Origin of the sequence: Enterobacter quasihormaechei, from assembly GCF_004331385.1 — a bacterium.
Lineage (GTDB): Bacteria > Pseudomonadota > Gammaproteobacteria > Enterobacterales > Enterobacteriaceae > Enterobacter > Enterobacter quasihormaechei.
On the sequence record NZ_SJON01000005.1, the window covers coordinates 46,246 to 59,757 of the forward strand.

The 13,512-nt window shown below is 49.6% G+C and carries 18 protein-coding genes; 12 read left to right on the plus strand and 6 right to left on the minus strand.

The features are described from left to right. Window positions 1–263: 263 nt before the first annotated feature. The 3 genes from ydgH to folM all read left to right on the plus strand — a co-directional run bounded on the left by ydgH (window position 264) and on the right by folM (window position 3,538). Window positions 264–1,208 (plus strand): DUF1471 family protein YdgH, encoded by a 945-nt coding sequence (gene ydgH, locus E0L16_RS08790; RefSeq protein ID WP_063451508.1) that lies wholly within the window; start codon window positions 264–266, stop codon window positions 1,206–1,208. 185 nt (window positions 1,209–1,393) lie between these two features. Continuing rightward, window positions 1,394–2,776 (plus strand): amino acid permease, encoded by a 1,383-nt coding sequence (locus tag E0L16_RS08795; RefSeq protein ID WP_064910640.1) that lies wholly within the window; start codon window positions 1,394–1,396, stop codon window positions 2,774–2,776. Window positions 2,777–2,815: 39 nt separating this feature from the next. Next, the gene (gene folM, locus E0L16_RS08800; RefSeq protein WP_131636742.1) at window positions 2,816–3,538 is read left to right on the plus strand and encodes a dihydromonapterin reductase; all 723 of its coding nucleotides are present in this window, start codon (window positions 2,816–2,818) and stop codon (window positions 3,536–3,538) included. On the opposite strand, the gene E0L16_RS08805 is transcribed toward folM, so the two are convergent. Then, window positions 3,535–3,870 (minus strand): GlpM family protein, encoded by a 336-nt coding sequence (locus tag E0L16_RS08805; protein WP_063451511.1) that lies wholly within the window; start codon window positions 3,868–3,870, stop codon window positions 3,535–3,537. The genes folM and E0L16_RS08805 overlap by 4 nt on opposite strands. Before the next feature lie 127 nt (window positions 3,871–3,997). On the opposite strand from E0L16_RS08805, the gene rstA reads away from it, so the two are divergent. The 4 genes from rstA (at window position 3,998) to E0L16_RS08825 (ending at window position 7,165) form a co-directional block, all read left to right on the plus strand. Continuing rightward, window positions 3,998–4,714 (plus strand): two-component system response regulator RstA, encoded by a 717-nt coding sequence (gene rstA, locus E0L16_RS08810; RefSeq protein ID WP_107535238.1) that lies wholly within the window; start codon window positions 3,998–4,000, stop codon window positions 4,712–4,714. A gap of 247 nt (window positions 4,715–4,961) precedes the next feature. Beyond that, window positions 4,962–5,222, plus strand: a complete 261-nt coding sequence (locus tag E0L16_RS08815; protein ID WP_107535237.1) for a hypothetical protein — start codon at window positions 4,962–4,964, stop codon at window positions 5,220–5,222. Between the two features lie 310 nt (window positions 5,223–5,532). Further along, window positions 5,533–5,901 (plus strand): anti-adapter protein IraM, encoded by a 369-nt coding sequence (gene iraM / locus E0L16_RS08820; protein WP_074161062.1) that lies wholly within the window; start codon window positions 5,533–5,535, stop codon window positions 5,899–5,901. A 574-nt stretch (window positions 5,902–6,475) separates the two neighbouring features. Then, window positions 6,476–7,165, plus strand: a complete 690-nt coding sequence (locus E0L16_RS08825) for an SOS response-associated peptidase (protein WP_064910646.1) — start codon at window positions 6,476–6,478, stop codon at window positions 7,163–7,165. A 37-nt stretch (window positions 7,166–7,202) separates the two neighbouring features. On the opposite strand, the gene cspF is transcribed toward E0L16_RS08825, so the two are convergent. Then, the gene (gene cspF, locus E0L16_RS08830) at window positions 7,203–7,415 is read right to left on the minus strand and encodes a cold shock-like protein CspF (protein WP_131636838.1); all 213 of its coding nucleotides are present in this window, start codon (window positions 7,413–7,415) and stop codon (window positions 7,203–7,205) included. A 282-nt stretch (window positions 7,416–7,697) separates the two neighbouring features. On the opposite strand from cspF, the gene E0L16_RS08835 reads away from it, so the two are divergent. Beyond that, window positions 7,698–7,916, plus strand: coding sequence for a cold shock domain-containing protein (locus E0L16_RS08835; protein ID WP_131636743.1), 219 nt, complete (start codon window positions 7,698–7,700; stop codon window positions 7,914–7,916). Between the two features lie 245 nt (window positions 7,917–8,161). Here the strand turns inward: E0L16_RS08835 and E0L16_RS22190 are convergent, their stop codons facing one another. Continuing rightward, complete coding sequence (locus E0L16_RS22190; protein WP_308464266.1) at window positions 8,162–8,362, minus strand: YnfU family zinc-binding protein; 201 nt, start codon at window positions 8,360–8,362, stop codon at window positions 8,162–8,164. A gap of 112 nt (window positions 8,363–8,474) precedes the next feature. Here E0L16_RS22190 and E0L16_RS08840 point away from each other — a divergent pair, with 112 nt between their 5' ends. The 3 genes from E0L16_RS08840 (at window position 8,475) to E0L16_RS22340 (ending at window position 9,655) form a co-directional block, all read left to right on the plus strand. Next, the gene (locus tag E0L16_RS08840) at window positions 8,475–8,702 is read left to right on the plus strand and encodes a hypothetical protein (protein ID WP_032645629.1); all 228 of its coding nucleotides are present in this window, start codon (window positions 8,475–8,477) and stop codon (window positions 8,700–8,702) included. A gap of 204 nt (window positions 8,703–8,906) precedes the next feature. After that, window positions 8,907–9,245: a hypothetical protein gene (locus tag E0L16_RS08845; RefSeq protein WP_131636744.1), complete on the plus strand. Its 339-nt coding sequence runs from the start codon at window positions 8,907–8,909 to the stop codon at window positions 9,243–9,245. A gap of 302 nt (window positions 9,246–9,547) precedes the next feature. Next, a complete protein-coding gene (locus E0L16_RS22340) occupies window positions 9,548–9,655 on the plus strand; it encodes a YnaM/YnfT family protein (protein WP_350188533.1) in 108 nt (35 codons plus the stop codon). 4 nt (window positions 9,656–9,659) lie between these two features. Here the strand turns inward: E0L16_RS22340 and E0L16_RS08850 are convergent, their stop codons facing one another. Next, window positions 9,660–10,226 carry a recombinase family protein gene (locus E0L16_RS08850; protein WP_131636839.1) on the minus strand — a complete coding sequence of 189 codons (567 nt, stop codon included), beginning with the start codon at window positions 10,224–10,226 and terminating at the stop codon, window positions 9,660–9,662. An 82-nt stretch (window positions 10,227–10,308) separates the two neighbouring features. On the opposite strand from E0L16_RS08850, the gene E0L16_RS08855 reads away from it, so the two are divergent. Then, complete coding sequence (locus tag E0L16_RS08855) at window positions 10,309–11,139, plus strand: tail fiber domain-containing protein (RefSeq protein ID WP_131636745.1); 831 nt, start codon at window positions 10,309–10,311, stop codon at window positions 11,137–11,139. Here the strand turns inward: E0L16_RS08855 and E0L16_RS22015 are convergent. Then, window positions 11,136–12,479: a phage tail fiber protein gene (locus E0L16_RS22015; RefSeq protein WP_165498403.1), complete on the minus strand. Its 1,344-nt coding sequence runs from the start codon at window positions 12,477–12,479 to the stop codon at window positions 11,136–11,138. The genes E0L16_RS08855 and E0L16_RS22015 overlap by 4 nt on opposite strands. A 61-nt stretch (window positions 12,480–12,540) precedes the next feature. Continuing rightward, window positions 12,541–13,509 carry a DUF6453 family protein gene (locus E0L16_RS08865; protein WP_131636747.1) on the minus strand — a complete coding sequence of 323 codons (969 nt, stop codon included), beginning with the start codon at window positions 13,507–13,509 and terminating at the stop codon, window positions 12,541–12,543. Window positions 13,510–13,512: the final 3 nt, after the last annotated feature.

The window sequence follows — 13,512 nt, forward strand, 5'->3', positions numbered from 1 at the left end:
CGGTAAAAACATGATATAGCGCCATAAAAGAACAACTCATTAACATTAAATTAACTTGTAAAAGTCATATGCTTTATCAGTTTTGCTTGTCAAACGTCTGTTTTTTCCACATATCACTAAATGTTATCGAATCAGATCCTTTGGTGAGCACAGGCTGTGAAAAATGCCGCAGACAGCGACGGGTGTTAAATGCCATAATCGGGACCGTCTCAAATTAACAACAACACCAGTACATGGTTTGCGCAAGGCGAAGGATTATTTTTATGAAGCTTAAGAACACACTCCTGGCGTCCGCACTTCTTTCCGCGACCGCCCTGTCTGCGAATGCCGCGACAGAGTTAACGCCGGAGCAAGCGGCAGCGTTAAAACCTTTTGACCATACGGTCATTGTGGGTCGCTATAACTCCATTGGCGATGCCGTCGCCGCTGCATCAAAAGCCGCCGATAAAAACGGCGCTGCCTCGTTTTACGTTGTTGACCAGTCCGATCAGGGCAACAGCGGCAACCAGCGCGTGACCGTTGCGCTGTACAAAGAGAATGCCCCGAAAGCGGATGAACAGAAAAACCGCGTGATTAACGGCATTGTTGAACTGCCGAAAGATCAGGCCGTTCAGCTGGAACCGTATGATACCGTTACCGTTCAGGGCTTCTACCGCAGCCAGCCTGAAGTTAACGATGCCATCACCAAAGCCGCGCGAGAAAAAGGCGCTTACGCGTTCTACATCGTGCGTCAGGTAGATGCCAACCAGGGTGGAAACCAGCGCATCACCGCCTTCATCTATAAGCAAGATGCGAAAAAACGCGTGGTGCAAAGCCCGGATGCGATTCCAGCGGATTCAGACGCCGGTCGCGCCGCGTTAGCGAAAGGCGGTGAAGAAGCGAAGAAAGTGGAAATCCCGGGCGTAGCAACGTCTGCTGCACCAAGCGCTGAAGTGGGCCGTTTCTTTGAAACCCAATCCACGAAAGGCGGTCGTTATACCGTTACGTTGCCAGACGGCACGAAAATTGAAGAGCTGAACAAAGCCACCGCCGCGCAGATGGTGCCGTTCGACAGCATCAAGTTTACGGGCAACTACGGCAACATGACGGAAATCTCCTATCAGGTGGCGAAGCGTGCCGCGAAGAAAGGTGCGAAGTACTACCACATCACCCGCCAGTGGCAGGAACGCGGTAACAACCTGACCATCAGCGCCGATCTGTACAAGTAACAAAACGGTTTCATAAAGGCGGCACACTGCCGCCTTTTTTGTTACTTTTTTTCTGATTTCTGCCCCACGTCATTGCATGCATCCGTCACACTCCGTAAAATCCCGCGCCTTAGTGTGATCCACCATTTTTATGCGCCTTAGCGAAATAATTATTCTGGGTTTGGACCTTTCATAACAGGAAGCCAATGGAAAAGAAACTTGGCCTGAGTGCTTTAACTGCACTTGTATTGAGCTCAATGCTGGGCGCGGGCGTATTCAGTTTGCCGCAGAACATGGCGGCCGTTGCCAGCCCTGCCGCATTACTGATTGGCTGGGGCATTACCGGTGTCGGGATTTTGCTGCTGGCGTTCGCCATGCTGCTGCTGACCCGTATTCGCCCGGATCTGGACGGCGGAATATTCACTTACGCCCGTGAAGGTTTCGGCGAGCTGATTGGCTTCTGCTCCGCCTGGGGTTACTGGCTGTGTGCGGTGATCGCCAACGTCTCCTATCTGGTTATCGTCTTCTCGGCGCTCAGTTTCTTTACCGATACGCCCGAGCTGCGCCTGTTTGGTGACGGCAATACCTGGCAATCCATCGTCGGCGCCTCGGTGCTGCTGTGGATCGTCCACTGGCTGATTTTGCGCGGTGTTCAGACCGCGGCCAGCATCAACCTGGTGGCGACGCTGGCCAAGCTGGTGCCGCTTGGCCTGTTCGTCGTCCTTGCCTTCCTTGCCTTCCGTCTCGATGTGTTTACGCTCGATTTCAGCGGCATTGCGCTGGGCGTCCCCGTCTGGGAACAGGTAAAAAATACCATGCTGATCACCCTGTGGGTGTTCATCGGTGTTGAAGGGGCCGTCGTGGTCTCTGCCCGCGCGCGCAACAAGCGCGACGTGGGACGCGCCACGCTGCTGGCCGTCCTGGCGGCGCTGGGCGTATATCTGCTGGTGACGCTGCTGTCGCTCGGCGTGGTGGCCCGCCCTGAACTGGCGGAAATGCGTAATCCGTCCATGGCCGGGCTGATGGTGAAGATGATGGGCCCCTGGGGTGACGTGATAATCGCGGCGGGTTTAATCGTCTCCGTCTGCGGCGCGTACCTGAGCTGGACCATTATGGCCGCGGAAGTGCCGTTCCTGGCCGCCACGCATAAAGCCTTCCCGCGCCTCTTTGCCCGTCAGAACAAAAACAGCGCGCCATCGGCCTCGCTGTGGCTCACCAACATCAGCGTGCAGGTTTGTCTGGTACTGATCTGGCTCACAGGTTCGGACTATAACACGCTGCTGACCATCGCCTCCGAGATGATTCTGGTACCCTATTTCTTAGTGGGTGCATATCTGTTAAAAATTGCGACCCGCCCGGCACACTATGCGGTCGGCGTCGGCGCCTGTATTTACGGTCTATGGTTGTTGTATGCTTCCGGCCCGATGCATCTGCTGCTGTCCGTGGTGCTCTACGCGCCGGGCCTGCTGGTGTTTATCTACGCTCGCCGTACGCATCAGCTTGATAACGCCCTTAAACGCCGCGAAATGGCGTTGATAGGTCTGCTGTTAGTCGCTGCCGTGCCGGCAACGTGGATGTTAATGGGATAGCGCCGCCTGTCCCATTGTTCAACTGAAAAGGAGATTACGATGGGACACACGCAGCAACGCCCAATATTAATCACTGGCGCAGGCCGTCGCATCGGCCTCGCCCTCGCCCATCACTTTCTCAATCTTCGCCATCCGGTTATCGTCAGTTACCGAACGGAGTATCCCTCCATTGAAGGGCTTCGAAATGCAGGGGCGGTATGCATTCAGGCGGATTTCTCCACGGATGAAGGCATCCTCGCCTTTGCGGAAAACGTAAAATCCACCACCCACGGGCTGCGGGCGATTATTCATAACGCCAGCACCTGGATCCCTGAAAAAGCCGGACATTCGCTCAGCGAAACGCTTGCCTGCATGATGCAGATCCACGTTAACGCCCCTTATCTGCTCAACCATGCCCTACAGGATCTGCTGCGCGGACACGGCCATGCCGCAGGCGACATTATCCATTTCACCGATTACGTGGTGGAGCGAGGAAGCGACAAACACATCGCCTACGCGGCCAGCAAAGCCGCCCTGGATAATATGACCCGCTCGTTTGCGCGCAAGCTGGCGCCCGAGGTGAAGGTCAACGCGATTGCTCCGGCGATGATTTTGTTCAACGAGGGCGATGATGCCGAGTATCGCCAGCAGGCGCTCAACAAGTCGCTGATGAAAATCGCGCCCGGCGAGAAAGAAGTGATCGACCTGATCGATTATCTGCTGACCAGCTGCTACGTCACGGGCCGAACGTTCGCCGTGGACGGTGGCCGTCCGCTGCGCTAGTGAAAGCGGCTCCAGAAGAATATGAGTACCCAGGCGCTGAGGCTCCAGCAGACCACCGCCCCGCCCAGCGCCACGGGCAGACGCAGAAACCCGGTGAAGTACCACAGCGACAGCAGATAGATAAAATACGGGATGATTGACCACATCCCGAAGACGATCGTGGCGCGCAACGCCTCAATACCCCGCTCGGAGGCCACGATATAGTGTGCGATTAACGCAAACGTCGGGAACAGCGGGATCAGCCCGGCAATGTAATAGTTCTTCGTTTTAGCCAGCACCCCAATCAGTAACACCACCAGCGCACCCAGCGCGGCTTTTATCACCAGCCCCATGCTTTTCCCTTAACAATCAAATAACAATGCTACGCAGCATAACGGAACTCCGGCTAATTGAGAAAGATTAATGGAAGGTTAAGGTTGCGCGGTGTATGTTGACGTTTTTCGCGATAACAGACGTTGTATGAATAAGATTGTTTATGTTGAAGATGAACCCGAAGTGGGGCAATTGATCGCCGCTTATCTGGGTAAACATGATATGGACGTGGTTGTCGAGCCTCGTGGCGATCGCGCTGAGGACGTCGTCACCCGCGAAAATCCGGATCTGGTGCTGCTGGATATCATGCTGCCCGGAAAAGATGGCATGACGCTCTGCCGGGACCTACGCGCGAAGTGGGACGGCCCGATCGTGCTGCTGACATCGCTGGACAGCGATATGAATCATATTCTGTCGCTTGAGATGGGCGCGAATGACTACATCCTCAAAACCACGCCCCCGGCGGTCCTGCTTGCCCGCTTACGCCTGCATCTGCGCCAGCGCGCCAGCGCCGAACGTGATGCGCCTGCGCCTTCTTTAACGCCGCATAAAGCGATGCGGTTCGGCACGCTTTCTATCGACCCGGTTAACCGCCAGGTTACGCTTTCCGGTGAGCTGATTGCGCTCTCAACCGCAGATTTTGACCTGCTGTGGGAGCTGGCAACCCATGCCGGGCAAATTATGGACCGGGACGCGTTGCTGAAAAATTTGCGCGGCGTCAGTTACGACGGGATGGATCGCAGCGTTGACGTGGCGATTTCACGTCTGCGTAAGAAACTGCTGGATAGCGCTACTGAGCCCTACCGCATCAAAACCGTGCGCAACAAAGGCTACCTGTTTGCACCGCACGCCTGGGAAACCTGATGGTGCCCGGCGCATAAGACTTTTCTTGCTATTACAGCAAGATGTTGCATAATTGTACGTATGCACTTCTCCTTCTTCTTCAGGGCACATGCCAGCAGCAGCGACATAAACCAGGAACCGCTTCTGCCGCTTGCCCCAGTTCTTCTTAACCTTCAGAGCTTCTAAGCAGTGACACGCTTCTGACAGTGACGTTGCAAGCCGTACTTCTCCAAAAAAATCTTGATATGAGGATTTAAGCCTATGAAATATGTATAGCTACGATGATGTAGAGAACATTAAAACCAACCTTGAATGGATTGTTCATCAAACCACAGCCAGCCAAATGCTGCCTACCCGGCACGACCAAAAAGCCCTCTTTAATCTTCTGGAACTGATCCAGACCTATGAAGCGCTCCTTGAACTGATCGACGAACACGGTATTTCCGTCATTGATGAGGGTATCGCGGAAGGCCTGTCGATTACCGAAAAGCTGATAGCCAAAGTGAAACGTCCGGGAGACGCCATTTAATTATTTTGCGCATTGCCATTACGATGTGTTTTTCCATCGTAATGGCAATGAAACGTTCGGACAATTCCTCAAGATTACACCGAAATGTTAAAACCTTTTCTCGATCAAAATTTAACCGACACTCTCCTTCCGTGAGAAAAAATCATAAAAAAACCCTCACCTCCGTGAGGATTATATCATTGAAATGAAAGGGAATAATCTATGCCCAAATAAAATAACGATCAATATCAATAAGTTACGATATTGATTAACTTGAAATCTCGTGCTAAACAAAATTACAGACTTATCATCCTAACCTGAGGGAAGCATAATGGCATGGCGCGTTTTAAGTTCTGTGATCTGTCCTAATACAGGCATTGTTTACTCCTGCATCGTTGGCCTTAAACTGATCAGATTAATTATCTGGTACGAAAGCGATATATATTTAGTGCCGGGAGACAGAATTCACCCTACGAAAAACGGCGTGTTCATTAATGGAGAATTTAGCCAGATATCACTTTATAACGTGTCACCCTACCGGGAAGCGCTATGGGAAGAGATAAAAAATAAAATGGCGTGCCCGTTTAATAAAGAAAGCGAAACAAAAACCTGTTCCTATTCAGTGCATTGTAACGCGCGAAAATGCCCGCACGGCTTTACCACTAATCCGTTAATAATAGGATTACGGCGTAATCATTAATATCGCTAACGAATAACCTATGCCTGCAATGCTCTGATTCGATAAGAAACCTTAATGAGTTGGAGCCCTTTCTTGTGCACACCCCTTACTTTCCAGAAAGCCCGCGCCTGGTATTATGCGCTGCTCCGCCGTTATGAATGTTGTCAGCAGATGTAAACCCTGCTTTGATAGCGTTAATGATGGTGAACAGAAACGCTAGCGTTGCGTGTCGGTGATATTTAATGAAAAAGCTGTTTGTACAGTTTTAGTGTGCAGAAAGTTCGCAACTCATTGAAATCCTGATAAATAAATATATTTCAATGAGTTAGCTAAAAACGCTTAACGGACATCTACGGACGTGCACGGTCTTTTTTGTGCCCCTATCGATGTCCCTTCTTTCAAAATGCCCCCAAATCTGCCCCCAAAATCCCCCTCTCTTGCGTAGCTCCTTCCAGTTTCGCAACACACCGCTTCACGCATCTCTACCTGATCAGCATAATCGCCACGATTCCGCTTGTAAGACTTCACCATTAACCAGCGCACGCTACTTTTTCTCCCTGCCCTATACTTTCAGTCTGACTGACTGGAGGTTTCTATGTGTGGACGTTTTGCACAAGCCCAAACCCGTGAAGAATATCTGGCTTACCTGGCCGATGAAGCCGATCATGACATCGCTTATGACCCGGAACCTATTGGACGTTACAACGTCGCGCCCGGTACCAAAGTACTGCTGAAGAGCGAACGCGACGAAAAACTACATCTCGATCCGGTGCTCTGGGGTTACGCGCCAGGATGGTGGGATAAAACGCCTCTGATCAACGCGCGCATCGAAACGGCGGCTTCCAGCCGAATGTTTAAACCGCTGTGGCAGCACGGCCGGGCGATCTGCTTCGCGGATGGATGGTTCGAATGGAAAAAGGAAGGTGATAAGAAACAGCCCTACTTCATACACCGTGCCGACGGTCAACCGATTTTTATGGCGGCGATCGGCAGCACACCGTTTGAGCGCGGCGATGATGCAGAAGGTTTTCTCATTGTGACATCGGAAGCAGATAATGGCCTGGTCGATATACACGATCGGCGGCCGCTGGTTCTGTCGCCAGAAGCTGCAAGAGAGTGGATGCGGCTGGACGTTGGAGGGAATAAAGCGTTAGAGATAGCTTCAGACGGTGCAGTGCCCGCCGATAAGTTCAACTGGCATGCGGTAACGCGTACAGTTGGAAATGTAAAAAACCAAGGGAGGAATTTGATAGAGCATATAACAATCAAATCTAATATCAGTTAGACCTGCACCTTTTAGCTAGTCTCACAATAGCGTATTTTTAAGAAAGAAATATGTTTGCCGCCATTGGACCACTGAGTCCATTTATACGGTAGAACTCAACACGAACACCAGGACTTAACGTTTGGTTTTCGCTATTGTTTAATGCAGAGATGTGTAAGAAAACATCTTTACGCCCATCCGATGGTATAATGAACCCCTTCCCACTCTTGCAGTCAAAACTTTTGACAACGCCTGTCATTTTAAGAGTCAAATAATTTCCTTTTGTGAAATCCAATTTTACTATACAGGAAAAATTTGAATTAGCTAATCTAATTTTCATAGCCTCCCAGATGGCTAAAATAAAACTTGCTAAATAGTTTAACGCGTGCCTTAATGATCTGGTTAGTTCGATGCAATGTGAATCTGACTTTTTCTAAGTAATCCTCATAACCAGGTGCTATCTCTGATATCCCTCCTCTTGAGTCCATACGTATGCCATTATGCGTTTCTTTTCATGAAGTTGTAACTTCTTAAGTGTTCAAGGGGAGTTTTTATGTCTTCAAAAATGATAGGTCTTGTTAAGTGGTTTAACGAAGATAAAGGTTTTGGTTTTATCTCCCCACTCGATGGAAGTAAAGATATCCTTGTTCACTCTTCTTCACTACAGGGAAAGACATTCAAAACTCTTTTTGAAGGACAAAAAGTGAAATTTGTTATCATTGCCGGTACTAAAGGTCCGACAGCTGCAAATGTTACGCTCTGCGATAAATAACCCCCTCAATGGCCGTTTAAGCTTATACGAATTAAAAAACAAGAAGAGTCATTTATCGTTTGCGAATATCATTACAACAGGCCAGCATATTTCAGCACCGTCAAGTTTGCTGACCGATGTGATGAAATGCAGGACTGCTGCATGAATAGTCTCAAAGCAGAAGCTAACTGCTTATAAAATATTAAAGTGCGTAAGAGGTTAGGCAGCCTCCAAAAGCATCACATCTTATTTATTGTATGAGTTTTTTAGTAACGTTCAGGGGCTTTGAACAAAGCATTACAGTAAGGGCATACTAATTGAGATCCCTTTTGTACACGATTGTAACTATGCTCCGAATCTTTTGAGCAGTTTGGACAAGGGCATTTGACTAAATAATTTCGGCGGAATTGATTGTTTTTACGTGCAGACACAGGCTTCTCCAGTTCAAATGGGCTACTACAGTACACGCTAAGGCAGGATATTGCTTGTTTTAATTTCGAAAAACAAACAATACATAGAAAAAAGCAACACTTACCGAACAGCCACGACCGCTAAATTCGTTTGGATACATGGTGATATATGAAAAAAGTAATCATTTTCTTTAATGGTAAACCAAGTAAGGTTGTCACTGTGCTTAAAGGCGTAACATCAATACTCGAACAGTACCCTGGTGGAGAAGAGATCAATCTTCAGATAATGTCAGCCGGTTTCCCCTCTTTAACAGGGGACCATGAAGTTGTCTATGTTGCATCAGATCGAGAGCTAACCTCTCAGGAAATTTTTGATGCGGCACGAAAGTATCTATAAGCTTCGGTGTTTTTTACCAACATCGCGGAAGATATTGAACAAGAAGCATTATAAAAATAATTAGAAATCATCAGCATTGCCTACCTGGTGTAGGCTTTTTTTTATATAGCAGACGATACATTTCTTTAATGTTAAACAATACACATTGTCGCTATTTTAACTAACATACCGTTCACATGGCCTGAACCTACCCATGAGATTTCTATGAAAATCATAAGTTATACGGTGTTGCTAATGTTCGAAAGCAAGCCCTTCAATCAAATGGATAACTCCTTGATTGTAGATTTCTTAAGTAGTCGTCAATATTTGGAAAAATCTGGTAGTGGAGTGAGATTTCCTCAAAACACCTACATCGGAATTGAAAAACAAATGGTTTTAGATTGGGAGTCTGAAAAAGACGGCGCAGCCAAGTTAAAACAGCGACTTTATGGCATTCTTCGTAGGATTAAAAATTTAGAGCCTACGCCTATGGTCATTTTTTTGATGATATCACCAGAAGAAAAAACCCTTACATTTGTGCCCAGACTCAAAGGTAAAAAATGAAAAAAATGGTGAGGTAGCTTCAAGGATATGGCCAGATTTTTGCGAATTCGCTGATATTTAAGGACTCTCAATTTTGTATGTATGTTTTCATCCCTCGGGTAATTGCTCATTATGAATTTTGTCCAGCCGATCATAATAACCTGAGTAAGCTAGTTTGATGCGGGATAGCCAGCCGCCGCACTCATTACATTCTATGTAGTACGGCATTCAATACCATCCTAACTTAAGTCACATATTTTTAACTGTTTGGAATTTTTTTTGATTCACACAGTCTAAAAAATAAAATCATATAAGGGTCATTTATGATAACGCTCATAATCTCTACTATCGTCGTAATAGTTCTGGCATTGATGATATTCTGTCTGGTTAAAGTTGGGATCTGCACATCTAATAATCCTGATGATCTATAATCATTTACGTTTCGCTGATTCCCTTGAGGGCTGGGAATTTCTTATACAAAGTACATACGGCCACATCATAGATAATTGCCACCTGCTTTCTGTCCACGCCGTTTGAAATCAGCCTGCCAGCCTGCGCCCATTGCTCAGGGGTTAACTTCGGCCGTCTTCCGCCTATGCGCCCTTTCTCCCGGGCTGCCGCCAGTCCTGCCCTGGTACGTTCCACGATTAACTCCCTCTCCATCTCGGCCAGGGCTGACATGATGTGAAAAATGAATCGCCCCATTGGACTGGAAGTGTCGATGCTGTCCGTAAGGCTTTTGAAATGGATGCCGCGCTGCCGGAGTTCGTCGACCAGCAGTACCAAGTTCCGCATGCTTCGCCCGAGGCGATCCAGCTTCCACACTACCAGCGTATCGCCCTCACTCAGCGTTCGAAGAAGCTTTTTAAGCGCTGGCCGGTTCGCTACCGTCCCGCTCATTTTTTCCTCAAAAACCTGTTCACATCCTGCGCGTTCGAGAGCTTGTCGCTGAAGATCTGTGTTTTGGTCATTTGTTGACACCCTTACGTAGCCAATTTGCATGTTTTTCACCCAATATTTTCTGCAAAAAAATCAGGTGAAGTTATCGGCATGGCTGCCACAGGGCAATCTATAAAACGTCGGTTTGGGAGAGAGCAACACAGCCAATTTTGGAAGCATCGAAATTGGTGCCAAAAAACCTTCTTCTGCAAGCTTTGTGGATTTCCATTTCCTTGGCACTAACGACTATGACGCGCGCATACTGTGCGGTGGTAATTCTAATGGTGCTATGGGGAAAGGTGACTTCACATTTTACGCTGGGAAATACGTTTTTATCGGTGATAGTTTTGAGTTTCGTAACCCTATTACCTGTCAGAATAGCATCAGCGCATCTGCAAAAATTGCGACTACTTCTGATATGGAATGCAAAACTAAAATCGCTGTATTGGCTCCAGCTGACAATCAAAATGCACATGTATGGTTTTATGGTACAGGTGGGGCGTCCAGAGGAGTAATTTATTCCGGCCAAACAGGGATTATTCAGATCCGCCCTGACAATAATGATAACGGCGGCTCCAACGGATACTCTTTTGCATTTGGGGCTGATGGCAAGTTCACCTGCGTTACGATGAATCAGACCTCAGATGAGCGGGTTAAATTCGACAAAGAGCCCGTCAGCGCAGCTCTGGATAAGATATGTTCCCTGACGGGCTACACGTTCGGCATTCAGCTCACAGGAACGGAGTCAGTACGAAGCGCAGGCATCATCGCCCAGGAACTGGAACAGGTTCTGCCCGTTGCTGTGAGTTCTGGCGGGACCGGCACTACGCCAGCAGGAGAGGAAATTAACGACCTTAAAACCGTGGACTATAGTGCTATGAGCGCCCTGTATGTTGAGGCCATCAAGGAGCTGGCCGAACGGTTAAAAATCATTGAAAAAGAACTGGCCGACCTTCGCGGCGCGACAGTTTTCTAACTCTCTTCATCACTTTGCAGACGCTGCTGTGAACATTTGAAAATTGAATCCGTCGGCATATCCAGACGAACATCGATCCAGCTGTTCACCGGCACGTCCATCGGTTCCCCTTTCGTTTTGACGATCTCCCCCCCATCGCTCAGCATGTATTTCTGCTTATACAAGCGGATAGTCAGTCCGCCGCTTTCAGTTTGCTCGGCTTCAACAACACCCAGCTCCCCCATGCCGCCAGGGTCCATTGGCGGCAGTAACTGCCATCCCTCAGACGCCAGGCCTGCCGAACCGGTGAGCACGTAAACCCCAACATCGAGGCGGGAAAGGGTTATTCCCTCCGCCTCAGCGTTAGCCGTACCACAGCCGCACCAGACAAAGCCTGCTTCGTCGATATCAGTGCGCTGACATTCCTCCAGGCTTTTCACAATACGGGCAACTGGAGATGCAGCCTTAAGCGTACCGTCGCTGGATTTCGTGGTGTTCTGTGTCGAATAAAGGGTATGCGTAGTAGAAAATCCAACGTTAGTTAGCCCGGAAACAGTCCCGTTTCCCTGACGATACTTGAGGCCCTGCGACGTAGAGGCTAACTGCCATGACGTGTAGCCGCCCCCTGTTGCATCATGCCAACCACGTAGCGTTAGCATGCCGGTGTATACATCTGCACCGCTTCCACCGCCCCATGCATTCGCTCCCAGCTGAATGCCGAAAGACATTCCCAGCGGGTATTGAGTAATCAGATCGTACGAAGCGAGTGTCCGGTAATCGCGATGAACCTGAGCCATAACAGCGGCTCCGTTGATGTACGACGACACCGGGGCAAACTGATTATCAACGTCTCTTGTAGCGCTGTTTCCCAAACCGAGGTTTGTGCGACCACCTTCTGCCGTTGTTGATCCGGTCCCGCCCTGGTTCAAAGGAACAGCTCCGTTCGTTTTTGTGGCAACCGTATTAACCATGTATTGCCATGACGGACCGGTGAATGAAGAACCGTCCGGGAGCGTAACGGTTATATTGCCCGATGCACTGAATAACCGCTGCCAGTTCTGTTTGTCATAATTCAGGCCACGCAGAGCTTCGGCGCTTTGTGCCACCAGCGCAGCAGTAACAAGGTTCATCGCAACGCGTGGCACGGCATACCATGCAGCGCCGCCCTGCGTTGGTCCGGTATAGTTACTGACCAGCGTCAGGGAGGTATTGCTGTTCACCGTTTTGATGGCGAGCGTATAAGGGATGCCACCAACCGTCACAACAAGAAAATCGCCGACGGCCAGCTCGGTGGTAAAGGCGGTACCGCTGCCGGTTACCGCGGCTGAATTATTTGTCAGAGTCAGTGTTCCTGCGGACATAGTTGCTCCTTTGAAGCAATAAAAAACCCCGCCGGAGCGAGGTTCAGTAAGTTAGAAGTCGTTAAACGTACATATCGGGAATGACCGGGAGTGAAATAGGCGTAACCCCGGCGTTCGCCAGCTGCCTGTCTGCCCAGCCGACATACACTCCCCTTCCGACCCTGAGAGTCCCGTTCTGCATGACCAGCCCATAGTGGTAGTGATAAATGCGACCGCCACCGAAGCTGGGGACCCTAAGCCCAAAGCGGCCAACGGGCACATATCCGCCCCCGGGAACGGTCTGCGCCGTCGTGGAAGGAACAAAATTAACGCCGAGATAAACGAACGGGCGCCGCGCAGTTGAGAACGTGCACTGGCCTGCGGCGTTATAGATATTAAATCCGGGATTCGCGGCCACCGGCGAAACGCCTCCCGCGAAGATGACCACATCAACGGTGCCGCTCATGGGCTGGTCTTCCGTGTTTGATCCATCATTCAGAAACAGCAGCCGATTTCCGTCATAGTCCAGCGTGTAAGGGCTATTCCACTTACAGCAGACCAGGTATTTGCTGCGATCAAATCCTGCAATGGTCGGAGTAACCCAGCCGGAGGTACCGACAGTTACCCTGGCTTTGTAGATGCAGTACCCGACCCTTGACGCCGTGGTGATCGCAGTAAAATCGGTGCTGTTCTGAACGAGAAGGCCAACGTTTGAGTTCTGGCTTACGGGCAGGATCTGCCAGAGTGTGCCGGAGAACGCCACGCGCTGCGGATTGGGAAATCCGGGGTTTGAATTCCCGCTCCAGTTCTGCGTGACGTTCGCGCCGGAGATAGTGACGCTGTCCAGCTTGAATATCCCCTCGTCGCTGATTACCGTCTGAGTGGGAATGAAAATAACATTCGAACCCGAAACGTAACCCTCGACCGTCGCGGTATTAACTTTTCCGATACCGCCGGAAATGGCGCCGCCATAAGTGGGGCAGCGTAATCCGGCGGTGATTTCCATCGGCTTACCGCCATCATTGAGATCGATTAAAAGTCCTGAAGGCATAAA

Coding starts and splice junctions, on each gene's coding strand:
- ydgH (WP_063451508.1), top strand. CDS start 264: ATGAAGCTTAAGAACACACTCCTGGCGTCCGCACTTCTTTCCGCGACC.
- E0L16_RS08795 (WP_064910640.1), top strand. CDS start 1,394: ATGGAAAAGAAACTTGGCCTGAGTGCTTTAACTGCACTTGTATTGAGC.
- folM (WP_131636742.1), top strand. CDS start 2,816: ATGGGACACACGCAGCAACGCCCAATATTAATCACTGGCGCAGGCCGT.
- E0L16_RS08805 (WP_063451511.1), bottom strand. CDS start 3,870: ATGGGGCTGGTGATAAAAGCCGCGCTGGGTGCGCTGGTGGTGTTACTG.
- rstA (WP_107535238.1), top strand. CDS start 3,998: ATGAATAAGATTGTTTATGTTGAAGATGAACCCGAAGTGGGGCAATTG.
- E0L16_RS08815 (WP_107535237.1), top strand. CDS start 4,962: ATGTATAGCTACGATGATGTAGAGAACATTAAAACCAACCTTGAATGG.
- iraM (WP_074161062.1), top strand. CDS start 5,533: ATGGCATGGCGCGTTTTAAGTTCTGTGATCTGTCCTAATACAGGCATT.
- E0L16_RS08825 (WP_064910646.1), top strand. CDS start 6,476: ATGTGTGGACGTTTTGCACAAGCCCAAACCCGTGAAGAATATCTGGCT.
- E0L16_RS08835 (WP_131636743.1), top strand. CDS start 7,698: ATGTCTTCAAAAATGATAGGTCTTGTTAAGTGGTTTAACGAAGATAAA.
- E0L16_RS08840 (WP_032645629.1), top strand. CDS start 8,475: ATGAAAAAAGTAATCATTTTCTTTAATGGTAAACCAAGTAAGGTTGTC.
- E0L16_RS08845 (WP_131636744.1), top strand. CDS start 8,907: ATGAAAATCATAAGTTATACGGTGTTGCTAATGTTCGAAAGCAAGCCC.
- E0L16_RS22340 (WP_350188533.1), top strand. CDS start 9,548: ATGATAACGCTCATAATCTCTACTATCGTCGTAATAGTTCTGGCATTG.
- E0L16_RS08850 (WP_131636839.1), bottom strand. CDS start 10,226: ATGCAAATTGGCTACGTAAGGGTGTCAACAAATGACCAAAACACAGAT.
- E0L16_RS22015 (WP_165498403.1), bottom strand. CDS start 12,479: ATGTCCGCAGGAACACTGACTCTGACAAATAATTCAGCCGCGGTAACC.
- E0L16_RS08865 (WP_131636747.1), bottom strand. CDS start 13,509: ATGCCTTCAGGACTTTTAATCGATCTCAATGATGGCGGTAAGCCGATG.